Below are 12,252 nucleotides of genomic sequence, written 5' to 3' on the forward strand. Positions count from 1 at the left end.
GCTTTTTAAGAAGTATGCCACTATGGGTTAGTATAAAAAAAGTCCTTCACAGATGCAAAGGACTTTTTTATGTGTAGGCCGATTATTTAATTTGTGAAACCCATTCAGCCATTTCATCAAGCTTTTCTTCTGGTACAAGGTTTGCTGGCATAATGCCTTTACCATTTTTAATCGTTTCTTTAATTTCATCTACACTTAATTTGTCACCAATGCCAGTTAGGGCCGGACCTGCTTTACCTTCATAGTTTTCTCCATGACAAGAAATACAATTCCCTTGATATATTTCTTCAGGTGTAGCATTTGCAACATCTTCTGTTTTTTCTTCTTCCCCACCATTTGCTAATTCCTTATGATCGCCAATGCCCTTAAATGATAAAAGGAAAATAAGGCCGATTCCAAGAACAGCTATTAATAAAAATGGAATAAGTGGATTGCGTTTCATCTTGTAACCTCCCTATGTAATTAAATGAATCATCATCAGTGAGGCCTATGCCTAACGGTTTTGAATGATCTCGTTTCAGAGGCAGTTCACATATCGATAATTCGTTATTTACAATTTTGAAAATCTAGGCAATACTGCCTGCTTCTAAAAACACTATGTTTATTTATTGTAAACAATCTCTATTTTACTGTAATTTTATAATAAGTAAAAGACCTATCTTTTAACATCTCTATGTTTTTCACACTTTAGACAAAAAACAAAGGGAAGTAAGCGGTATTCATAAAAACCTATTGACATTTTAAAAGGTAAAGGAGAACCTACTATTAGTATTATACTCAAAATCATAAATAATAATTAGAAGATAACCGTCAGTATAAATATAATCAAGCCCACAGAACTACTTATTAAAAGATATTTGACTCGTAAGAGGTATCCAGTTATAATCCATAACAAGCAATTTATTACAACAGTTCCACCCATCCAAAATTGGTCTCCATTTGTTAAATATTCTATTAAGGAAATTGACCCAATTAACAATTGAATAAAAGTTAGACTTAAAGGCACTTGAAATAATAAGCTTTTTCTTATAAAGTAAGCGGTAACAACTAATGAGATTAATAACAAAAAAATGACTAAGCTAATTTGCAAAACAAATGACAATTCAGTAAAATAAATGACAAGGAGCGTTGCTAAAAAAACAAAGAGTAAGATAACGTATAATAGTGTTTGAATTCCTGAAATTCCTTTACTATTACGTTTCTTCTTAGTAGCTTTTTCATCTTCTTCGACTTGATTACCTTCTGTATAAAGAGCAAGTAAGAAGTCACAATACGTTTCAGGTAAAAGTTTATTTTCTTTCCAATAATGAATTTCATTAATAATTAAATTCTTTTTATCAGTTTTCATTGTACCATCCTTCATACGTCCTATGATCTATCCTAATAAAAAGACGGACAAATTTGTCCGCCAATTTACTATTCTAAAAAGTCTTTTAGACGTTTGCTACGACTAGGATGACGCAATTTCCGAAGAGCTTTAGCTTCTATTTGACGAATACGCTCACGTGTGACGCCAAACACTTTACCAACTTCTTCAAGTGTTCTAGTTCTACCATCATCAAGTCCAAAGCGTAATCGAAGTACATTTTCTTCGCGATCAGTTAGCGTGTCTAATACATCTTCTAACTGCTCTTTTAATAATTCATATGCAGCATGTTCAGAAGGTGAAGTTGCGTCCTGATCTTCGATAAAATCACCTAGATGGGAATCATCTTCTTCACCAATTGGTGTTTCTAGTGATACAGGTTCTTGAGCAATCTTAAGGATCTCTCTAACCTTATCGGGTGTTAATTCCATGTCTTCTCCAATTTCTTCTGGTGTAGGTTCTCTACCTAGGTCCTGAAGTAACTGACGTTGCACTCTTATTAACTTGTTAATTGTTTCAACCATATGAACAGGAATTCTAATTGTTCGTGCTTGGTCTGCAATTGCTCGTGTTATTGCTTGACGGATCCACCAAGTTGCGTACGTACTAAATTTGAATCCTTTACGATAATCGAACTTTTCAACTGCCTTCATTAAACCCATATTTCCTTCTTGTATCAAATCTAGAAACAGCATGCCACGCCCAACATATCGTTTAGCGATACTGACAACTAAGCGTAGGTTTGCTTCAGCTAATCTACGCTTAGCTTCGTCATCACCATTTTCAATGCGATTGGCAAGTTCAATTTCCTCGTTTGCTGATAATAGATCTACTCGTCCGATTTCCTTTAGGTACATGCGGACAGGATCATTAATCTTCACACCAGGAGGAACACTTAAATCGTTTAAATCAAATTCTTCTTCTTTTGCAAGGTCCTTACTATTTGGGTCACTAGTCTCTCCAGCTTCACCAATTAATTCAACACCTTGTTCACCTAAAAATTCATAATACTCATCCATTTGATCTGATTCAATTTCAAAGTTTGCCATACGTTCGGCTATTTCTTCATACGTTAAAACTCCACGTTTTTTCCCAATTTCAGTTAACTGATCTTTCACCTGTTCAAAGGTTACTTCCGTATCATGGGTTTGTTTATCAGCCATAGGAACCCCTCCTTCCAAACTTATCATGTAAAGATAAGCCTTCGGATTAGTGTCTAGCGGTAACTACACCTATTTATTTAGAAATGTGTTTTGCTGATTTGTTAAAACCGCGTAACACTTTGTGTAATTCACTTATTCCTTAATCTTCAGCTTACTTATTATGCCTTGAGCGCTTGCTTTAAATGAATGATTTCCATTGCTATTTGAGCTGCTTCTTTATATTGTTTATTTCTTTCAGCTTCATTCTTTACAGCTTCTTTTTCTTTTATCATTAACATTTTTTGATGATTCAACACCTGTTTTATATAATCTGAAATTTCTTGTTCACCTATTTCAGTATTTAAAGGTATCATCGCAATGTTGGATACAATATGTTGTAACTCAGGACTTGGTAGTCTAGAAAGAAATGTACTTACGTTTTCTTCATTTCCTTCCTCATAAAAACCATATAAATAAGTTACGATTGCTTTATGCTCTTCAATATTAAATTGGAGTCCTAGTCGTTCAAGTACCTTTTCAGCAAAATCCTTACTCCTTAACATATGACCGATTAACATTCGTTCGGCTGTATGAAAAGCTGGTAGTAGCCTTTTCGTCTTAATAGGAGCTCTTTGACGTTGTTGGTCAAGCTTACTTTGTTTCTGTGAGTTCTGTGGTTTTAATTGTTTTTCCTTTTGATGAAGTTGTTCGTTTAAAACCTCCATCGAAAGATCGTATTCTTTAGAAAGCTGCTTTAGGTAAATCTCCTTTTCAACTGAACTTTCCAGCTTACTTAGTTCCAGGATGACATTTTCAATATACTGTAATCGCTCACCTTCATTTTGAAGATTTTTCCCTCTGCGGAAGAAGTTCATTTTAAATGTCATTAAAGGCACACTCGCCCCTATTACATCATTTTTAAACCGATCTGGTCCAAATTTTTTGACGTAGTCATCAGGGTCTAATCCATCTGGAATCATTGCTACATTTATTTTACAGCCAGCATTCATCAAGATTTTAGCTGCTCTAATTGTTGCTTCGATACCTGCAGAATCTGAATCATAGCAGATAATGACCTCAGTGACATTTCTACGAATTATTTTTGCTTGATCTTCTGTTAAAGATGTACCCATGGTTGCAATCGCTTGTTCAATGCCTGAGTGGACAGAAGAAATAACATCTGCAAAACCTTCAAAAAGAATGACTTGTTGATTTTTTCGAATATGTACTCTTGCACGATGAAAATTATAAAGCAGTTTACTTTTGTTGAAAATTTTTGTCTCAGGACTATTTAAATATTTTGGTTTTTCATCCCCAAGAACTCTCCCTGAAAATGCAATCGTTATTCCATGGTGATCCGCTATCGGAAACATAATTCTGTTCCGAAATCGATCAAAATATTCATCTGAATTATTTTTCTTAACTAATAAACCAGCTTCCTCCATTTTGGTTGAGTCAAAACCACGTTTCTGCAAAAATTTAGTGATGAAATCCCAAGAATCTAGAGCGTAACCAATCTCAAAGGTATCTATTATTTCCTTGGTAAACCCTCGATTTAATAAGTAGTCTAATGCCGGCTGACCCTCTTTTGTATTCACCAATAAATGATGGTAAAATTTCTTTACTAATTCATGGGCTTCGATCATTTTTTCTACATCTTTAGAAACTGACTGTCCTTGGGTAGCTGGAGATAACGCCGGCAACTCTATGTTTGCCTTGTCTGCCAGGTGCTGAGCTGCTTCAATGAATGTGTAGCCCTCATGCTGCATAAGAAAAGAAAAAGAATTACCCCCTGCTCCACAACCAAAGCAATGAAAGATTTGCTTGTCTGCAGAAACCGAGAACGATGGTGACTTTTCTCCATGAAATGGACATAAACCAAAATAGTTGCGACCTTGTTTCTTCAATTGAACATATTCACTTATCACATCAACAATGTCAGAAGTTCGTTGTATTTTTTCGATTAACTCTTCGGGAATTAGATTTCCCATGTAAACAACTCCGTGTTAAAGATATTCGATACTCATTAAAAATCTCCTGCATCTTTCGACAAAATATTTTCCATTGCTGTGATAAAATTTAAAGTGTCTCTTTCTGTGAACTTTTTTGGACCTTTTGTATACTTACCACTTCGACGTTCCATTGCAGATAGATAACGAAATTGCAAGGCTGTATCAATATTGGTTTCTGTATAAAGTTTCCCTCTAGGTGTAACAATTGTTACGTCTTTTCTTATTAAAAGACCAGCTAACCCTATATCCTGAGATATGACGATGTCTTTTTTTCGTACATGGTTGACTATGTAAAGATCAGCCTCTTCTTTACCAGTATCAACATAGACCCACTTACCACCATAGGTATTATCTGAGGTATGATTGTACGATGCAACAAATATAACTTCAATCTCATGGATCCTAGCTATATTCATTATTTCTTGTTTCACAGGACAAGCGTCGGCATCAACAAAAATTTTTATTGTTATTTCGTCATATTTCTCTATTCTACATCACTCCGAAAGAATCCTTCTAAAAAAATGCTTGAAACTTAATATTCGTGACAAACAAGTTAAATCCCTTTATTGTCGAAAAATATACTTTGAAATCCCTTGACAGTTTACAATTAATAGTTTATTCCTAGATGTCAAGTTCTAAACCTAAAAAAATAATTTTATCACAATTTTTTATTATAATATAAAGTTCTTTAAATATCTATTGTTTTTTATCATTAATTTTTATAATTCAATTAATTTGTGAAGATCATAAGTAAAAGCCCATTAATTCTATAATTGTACATTAAAATAATAAGTACCTATATTGATCTATTCTCATTTTTTAGTCAGCCTTTTTTGACAGATTTAACTGGTAAGAGGCTGATTCAATCTAGAGCCAGCCTCTTTAGTAACAATTTTATGAACCATTCTGCTTATTCATGAAATTAGCAATGATATTTGCTGTTTCCTCCACAGCTTTATTAGAAACATCAACAACCTGACAACCTATTTTATTTACAACTTTATCAAAATATTCTAATTCTTCTTTGATTCGATCAATATTTGCATAAAATGCTTCATCATTTAAACCTAATGATTTTAATCGTTCTTTTCGTATGTGGTTTAGTTTATCTGGACTTATAAGTAAACCAAAGCATTTTTGTGAAGAAACTTTGTACAATTCCTCAGGAGGTTCTACTTCTGGTACAATTGGCACATTAGCTACCTTGAATCGCTTATGTGCTAAGTATTGAGATAATGGCGTTTTTGATGTTCTGGAAACCCCGATTAAGACAATATCGGCTTTCAAAATACCTCGGGGATCTCTTCCATCATCATACTTCACTGCAAATTCGATAGCTTCTACTTTTTTGAAGTAATCATCATCAAGCTTACGAACTCTACCGGGTTCATATTTCGCTATTGATCCATAAGATGATTCCATTTTGTCGATTAAAGGACCAATTATGTCGTAATAAACAACACCTTGTTTGTCTGCCTCTTTAATTAAGAACTCTCTAAGTTCAGGAACTACGAGTGTAAAACATACAATTCCACTATCTAATTTCGCTAATGAAATAACCTCTTTAATCGTACCTTTATCTTCAACATATGGAATCCGTTTTATTTTTGTATTAGCAGATACACCATTAAATTGGCTTGAAGCTGCTTTTACAACTAATTCAGCAGTTTCTCCTACTGAATCGGAAACAACATATATCATGCGATAATTCATCGTTTGTCCCCATTTCTATTAGGTTATTATCCATATTGATAAAGTAAAGACAGAGCTTGTCCTGTGCTTCTTTGTCCCTGCAAAAGGGTCTGACTACCCACTGTCAGACCCTTTTCACTACCTGAAAAATCACTTTGCATTAATCAAATTCATACTCGCATATTTTTCGATAAGCGTTGAAAGCTTAACCATTTGAGCTAAGCGATTTCCTTTGATCATTTCATCTTTATCCATAACCATCGTATGCTCAAAATAATTGTTAATAACATCTTTTAACCGTGCAAGGATTTTATACTTTTCTTCCTCATCACCTGTATCTTGCATTTCATTGAGCTCATTTGCTGTTTGAATATATGCGTCATACAGTAATTTTTCATACTCATTTTCAAATAGTTGTTCATTAATATCTTGTTCTTCCCCTTTCTTCGCTATATTCATCACGCGTGCAAGGGATTCTACTATTTCTTTAAAATTTTCTTGATTTGATAATTTGTTAAGTACATTTGCGCGTTCAACAATTGACGTGATTTTTAAAGCTGAGGAGTTTAATATCGCATCAATTAAATCATAACGAATATGATCTTCATTTAATAAATATTTTAGCCGCAATTTAAAGAAAGACAGTAGGGCCCCTCTTACTTCAACTGTATCTATGTCCTGATATAATCCTAGTCCAATATCGAATAGTTCAGACAACTCAAGTGCCCAATTCTTTGTTAATAATATTTGTACAACTCCACTAGCTTGTCTTCGTAGGGCGTAAGGGTCTTGAGAACCAGTTGGAATTTTACCAATTGCAAAAAATCCTATTATCGTATCAAGTTTATCAGCAAGTGCAACGACTGCACCTATAGTAGAACCAGGTGTTGCGTCCTCTGCGTGACGAGGCTTATAGTGTTCATTAATAGCAACCGAAACTGCTTCCCTCTCCCCACTGATCCTCGCATACTTCTCACCAATTTTCCCTTGTAACTCCGGAAATTCATAAACCATGTGAGTAACTAAATCAAACTTACAAATTGAAGCTGCTCTTTCTATATCTTGTTTTTCTTCACTAGTAACATCCAATTTATCAGCTAAGGCATTTGCTAGTTTCACGACGCGTTTTACTTTCTCTCCGAGTGTTCCTAGTTCTTCGTGAAAAACAATTTTTTCTAACTTTTGTACAGCATCTTCAATTTTAAGCTTCTGGTCTTCTCGATAGAAGAAATTCGCATCTGATAATCTTGCACGCAACACCTTTTCATTTCCTCGCGCTACATTTTCAAGATCATTATGATCTCCATTACGTACTGTAATAAAGAATGGTAAAAGTTCACCACTTTGATTTTTAACAGGGAAATAACGTTGATGCTCTTTCATTGATGTTACCAATACTTCTTCAGGTAACGATAGAAAATCGTCTTCGAATTTCCCATATAATGCTGTTGGATATTCTACGAGATTATTTACCTCTTCTAGCAATTCTTCATCAATTGGTATGCTCCAATTTTGATTTTCCTCTATTTCAGCTAACTGGTTTGTAATAGCTTCTTTACGTTTCTCTGAGTTCACTAGTACAAATTGTTCTAGCAACGTTGCTTCATATAAAGCAGGTGCAGCAATCTCTACTTTCTTCCCCAAGAAGCGGTGACCAAAACTATATGAATTTGTTTCAACACCGGCAATTTCAAATGGAATCACTTCTTTACCAAATAGAACAACAATCCACTTTATAGGTCTTATATAACGCATTTCTTTATTTCCCCAACGCATATTTTTGGGGAATGTTAAGCCAATAATTAGTTGACGGGTTTCGCCTAATAAGGATCTTGTATCTTGTCCTTTACTAATTTTTTGTACATGCACATACTCGATACCATTTATCTCTTTAAAATAAATATCATCTACAGACACACCTTGTCCCTTTGTAAATCCAATCGCTGCCTTAGACCAATTCCCATTTTCATCTAATGCAATTTTTTTTGCAGGACCTTTTGATTCCTCTTTACTATCAGATTGTTTTTCCGATACATCTTTAACTAAAACAGCTAATCTTCTTGGCGAAGAGAAAGATTTTACTGTTCCATACGTAAGTTTCTTCTCATCTAGCCAGTTTTTCACCTTATTTGAAAACTGATTCATTGCAGCTGTTACATAATGTGCAGGCACTTCCTCTAGGCCAATTTCAAGTAATAAATCTTGTTTACTCATTGTGTACTCCTCCTTCCATGTTTAACATTGGAAAACCAAGTTTTTCCCTTTCTTCATAATATGTTTTAGCAACTTTCCGAGCTAAATTTCGGACACGGCCAATATATCCTGTACGTTCAGTCACTGATATTGCACCTTTAGCGTCAAGTAAATTAAAGGTATGCGAGCACTTCAATACATAATCATAGGCTGGGTGGACAAGTCCTTCATCCATTTGACGATTAGCTTCCTTTTCATAAATTGAAAAAAGGTTGAATAACATATCTGTATCTGATGTTTCAAATGTATATTTTGAATGTTCATACTCAGGCATTAAGAAAATATCACGAACGGTGTAACCCTCTGTCCATTCTAAATCAAAAACATTTTCCTTGTCCTGAATATAAGATGCAAGTCGCTCTATTCCGTATGTAATTTCCGCTGAAACAGGTTTACATTCTAAACCGCCTACTTGCTGGAAGTAGGTAAATTGGGTAATTTCCATCCCATCAAGCCATACTTCCCACCCTAAACCAGCACAACCTAGTGAGGGATTTTCCCAGTTATCTTCTACGAAACGGATATCATGCTTTAAGGGATCTATACCCAAGGCTCGCAATGAATCTAGGTATAATTCTTGAATATTATCTGGTGAAGGCTTCATAATCACCTGAAATTGATGGTGTTGATATAATCTATTAGGATTTTCTCCATATCGTCCATCTGCAGGTCTTCTAGAAGGTTCAACATAAGCCACCTTCCAAGGCTCCGGTCCTATACTTCTTAAAAATGTATACGGGCTCATCGTCCCTGCACCTTTTTCAGTATCATATGCTTGCATTAAGATACAACCTTGATTTGACCAATGTTCCTGCAGTGTCAAAATCATTTTTTGAATATTCATCTAATCAAACACCTCCATAGTTAATAGCAGTTTCCGCAATGATTGTTATTTTTCGTACATTGCTTATCTTTACTTGAAAAGTCTATAAGCAACAAACTTTTAGAAAAGAGCCTAATTAGTGACTGGATAAACAATAGTGAGAAGTTTTCTAAACGTCAAAAAGCTCCCATCTCTATGCCAAAGGAATGACATAGGGACGAGAGCTTACCCGCGGTTCCACCCTAATTGCTTATCTAAATCAATAAGCCACTTTAAAAAAATGCTCCAGAATGCCTTTCGTTACGCGCCAATCCCTAGCTTTCACCATTCTAAGGTCGCTTATATTTGGTGTACGTAAGTACTCTTTTCCTTCTACGCATACTTGTTATATTATATTTGCCATATTAGCTGAAAATCAACTAGATGTCAATATCACATTCTTAGAGCTTGCCCTTTAATGAATCTAATTGATCTAAAAATCGTTTTGATTTAAGTGAGATTCCTGAAAACTCTTGATAATAGGCATCAATGACAACTTTTAATTCCTTTTTTGTTTCGGGTTTAACAGAAATATTTCCTAATCGATTCAAGTCAAAATAATAAAACAACCGTAAAAGCTTGACTGTCATTTGAGAGATTGGAATTCGGTACCTATCCGTTTCAAAGCACTGATGACATAGAAAACCGCCTTCTCGTATTGAAAAATGAAAGGTTCCTTCTTTATTACCACATACAACACATCGATCAAGCTGAGGGTGAAGCCCTAACACGGTCAACATCTTCATTTCAAAAATATGAACAAGAATTTCTGGATCAACACCCTCATTTAAATATTGAAAGGACTGTTTTAGTAATTCGAATAAAAAAGGATTTATCTCAAAGTTTTCTGTACCTTTATCCAGCAATTCAGCAATGTAAGAGGCATAGGCCGTAAGAAATATATCCTCTCTGATCCCTCTAAGTGAGAGGATTGTTTCTCCCTGCTGAAGGCTACCCAGTCCACTGGACTTATGAAATAGGAATGTACCATAGGTAAATAGCTGGGTAATAGATGTAAGACGACTATTTGGTTTCTTTGCGCCTCTTGCCATTACCCCTACCTTCCCCAATTCTCGAGTATATATCGTTATAATTTTATTTGTTTCTCCGTAATTTGTTGACCGTATAACAATTCCTTCGCATTTTTGAAGCAAAATTTCCCCTCACCTTCCAAAAGACCAGGCAAGATCAGGAAATTGGAAAGTCCATTTCAGCTAGTTCATCATCGTGAGAATCGGGTCCGTCATCCGTCTCCTTTTCTAACTCTTTAAAAAGGAGATAAGTATCAATACTACCTGTTTGAGAGAATACCTTCCAGGTAAAATCCAACATATAAACCCCACCTTTCAGTTGTTAACACTAGCAAGCAAAATCCAATTTCTTTAAAGTTATCTTGACCTACTACTCTCCATTTCATGTCAAACAAATTTTGTTAATATTTAATTATGAAGTCATGTACCTATTTGGTGAACGTTTCCATGGTAAATAGTTTAAGCCTCTTTAATGATAAAGTGATAAATTTTAAAAGGTCTTTTTATAAATTGTCCTCTTTTAAGCTCTATCGCCCTTAATATTCATCATCTCTAAAACCATAATCTCTTAATTGTGAGGCTTTATTTCTCCAATCCTTTTGGACTTTAACCCATAATTCTAAAAACACCTTTGATCCAAGTAATGCTTCAATGTCTACTCGTGCTCTTTTGCCTACTTCCTTTAACATACTTCCTTGTTTTCCAATTACAATACCTTTTTGGGAGTCTCGCTCAACTATTATAGTTGCTCCAACAAAGATCGCTTGATTATTTTCACGTTTTTCAAGTGTATCCATAACAACTGCAACCGAATGTGGAATCTCTTCTCTAGTCAAATGAAGCACTTTCTCACGTATCAATTCGGTTATGATAAAACGTTCAGGGTGGTCAGTAACTTGGTCCTCTGGGTAGTACTGTGGCCCTTCAGGTAAGGTCTTCTCAATTTCACGCAACAAAGTATCAATATTATTTCCTTCTAAAGCAGAGATCGGGACAATCTCTTTAAATGGATATAATTCTCGATATTTCTCGATTAATGGAAGGAGTTGATCTGGGTGAATTTGGTCAATCTTATTAATTATTAAGAAAACTGGTGTTTTGGTTTCCTTGAGTCGTTCGATTATAAATTCATCACCGCGACCATAACCTTCTTCAGCATTGATCATAAAAAGAATTAGATCTACTTCTTTTAGGGTGTTTTGTGCAACCTTCATCATGAAGTCACCGAGCTTATGTTTCGGTTTATGGATACCTGGTGTGTCAATAAATACTGTTTGTGATTGATTTGTTGTATATACGCCTTGAATTTTATTTCTTGTTGTTTGGGGCTTATCACTCATAATAGCAATTTTTTGGCCAATAACTTTATTAATAAACGTTGATTTTCCAACATTAGGTCTTCCTATTATCGAAACAAATCCTGACTTGTATGTTTGTTGTTTATTCATTTAGATCCTCCGCTGTAAATGCTCCTGGTAGTAATTCTTGGACTGTTAATTCTTGTTGATCGCCTTGAAGATTCGTTAAAATGACCTTCATATCTTTCGGACACAACTCACTAATAACCTGACGACAAGCTCCACATGGTGGCACAGGTCTTGATGTATCTGCGACAACTGCAATTGCCACATACTCTCGATCACCTTCAGAAAACGCCTTGAAGATAGCCGTTCTTTCTGCACAATTTGTCATGCTATATGCTGCATTTTCAATATTACACCCTTTATATATTTTACCATCTTTTGTTAACAAAGCGGCGCCTACTTTAAACTTTGAATAAGGTGTATATGCCATTTCACGTGCTGATTTCGCTTCTTGAATAAGAAGTTCTATATCCACTACTATTCTTCCCTTCAAAAACGGCCATTAGCCATTTCTCTCTTTTATTTTACCT

12 protein-coding genes and 1 other annotated feature are annotated in these 12,252 nt (G+C 34.9%); all 12 genes read right to left on the bottom strand.

Annotated elements, in window-relative coordinates:
• Positions 1 to 82: 82 nt before the first annotated feature.
• Positions 83 to 442 (bottom strand): cytochrome c550, encoded by a 360-nt coding sequence (cccA, locus tag AC6CHR_RS03920; RefSeq protein WP_498247200.1) that lies wholly within the window; start codon positions 440 to 442, stop codon positions 83 to 85.
• A gap of 354 nt (positions 443 to 796) precedes the next feature.
• A complete protein-coding gene (locus AC6CHR_RS03925) occupies positions 797 to 1,348 on the bottom strand; it encodes a hypothetical protein (RefSeq protein WP_498247201.1) in 552 nt (183 codons plus the stop codon).
• A 68-nt stretch (positions 1,349 to 1,416) separates the two neighbouring features.
• Positions 1,417 to 2,529, bottom strand: a complete 1,113-nt coding sequence (rpoD, locus tag AC6CHR_RS03930; RefSeq protein WP_498247202.1) for an RNA polymerase sigma factor RpoD — start codon at positions 2,527 to 2,529, stop codon at positions 1,417 to 1,419.
• Positions 2,530 to 2,687: 158 nt separating this feature from the next.
• The gene (gene dnaG, locus AC6CHR_RS03935) at positions 2,688 to 4,499 is read right to left on the bottom strand and encodes a DNA primase (protein ID WP_498247203.1); all 1,812 of its coding nucleotides are present in this window, start codon (positions 4,497 to 4,499) and stop codon (positions 2,688 to 2,690) included.
• 35 nt (positions 4,500 to 4,534) lie between these two features.
• Positions 4,535 to 5,008 (bottom strand): YaiI/YqxD family protein, encoded by a 474-nt coding sequence (locus tag AC6CHR_RS03940; RefSeq protein ID WP_498247508.1) that lies wholly within the window; start codon positions 5,006 to 5,008, stop codon positions 4,535 to 4,537.
• A gap of 406 nt (positions 5,009 to 5,414) precedes the next feature.
• A complete protein-coding gene (locus AC6CHR_RS03945; protein ID WP_498247204.1) occupies positions 5,415 to 6,233 on the bottom strand; it encodes a pyruvate, water dikinase regulatory protein in 819 nt (272 codons plus the stop codon).
• A gap of 129 nt (positions 6,234 to 6,362) precedes the next feature.
• On the bottom strand, positions 6,363 to 8,426 hold the full coding sequence (gene glyS, locus AC6CHR_RS03950) for a glycine--tRNA ligase subunit beta (protein WP_498247205.1): 2,064 nt from the start codon (positions 8,424 to 8,426) through the stop codon (positions 6,363 to 6,365).
• Positions 8,419 to 9,309, bottom strand: a complete 891-nt coding sequence (gene glyQ / locus AC6CHR_RS03955) for a glycine--tRNA ligase subunit alpha (protein ID WP_498247206.1) — start codon at positions 9,307 to 9,309, stop codon at positions 8,419 to 8,421. Before glyQ ends, glyS begins: the two co-directional genes overlap by 8 nt.
• A 189-nt stretch (positions 9,310 to 9,498) precedes the next feature.
• Positions 9,499 to 9,672, bottom strand: a binding site (T-box leader).
• A 56-nt stretch (positions 9,673 to 9,728) separates the two neighbouring features.
• Entirely contained in the window at positions 9,729 to 10,481 is a 753-nt protein-coding gene (gene recO / locus AC6CHR_RS03960; RefSeq protein WP_498247207.1) for a DNA repair protein RecO, read from the bottom strand.
• 34 nt (positions 10,482 to 10,515) lie between these two features.
• On the bottom strand, positions 10,516 to 10,659 hold the full coding sequence (locus tag AC6CHR_RS03965) for a YqzL family protein (protein WP_498247208.1): 144 nt from the start codon (positions 10,657 to 10,659) through the stop codon (positions 10,516 to 10,518).
• A gap of 235 nt (positions 10,660 to 10,894) precedes the next feature.
• A complete protein-coding gene (gene era / locus AC6CHR_RS03970) occupies positions 10,895 to 11,806 on the bottom strand; it encodes a GTPase Era (RefSeq protein WP_498247209.1) in 912 nt (303 codons plus the stop codon).
• The gene (locus AC6CHR_RS03975; protein WP_498247211.1) at positions 11,799 to 12,197 is read right to left on the bottom strand and encodes a cytidine deaminase; all 399 of its coding nucleotides are present in this window, start codon (positions 12,195 to 12,197) and stop codon (positions 11,799 to 11,801) included. Before AC6CHR_RS03975 ends, era begins: the two co-directional genes overlap by 8 nt.
• Positions 12,198 to 12,252 lie beyond the last annotated feature (55 nt).

It is taken from the genome of Metabacillus sp. GQ13 (assembly GCF_059758525.1).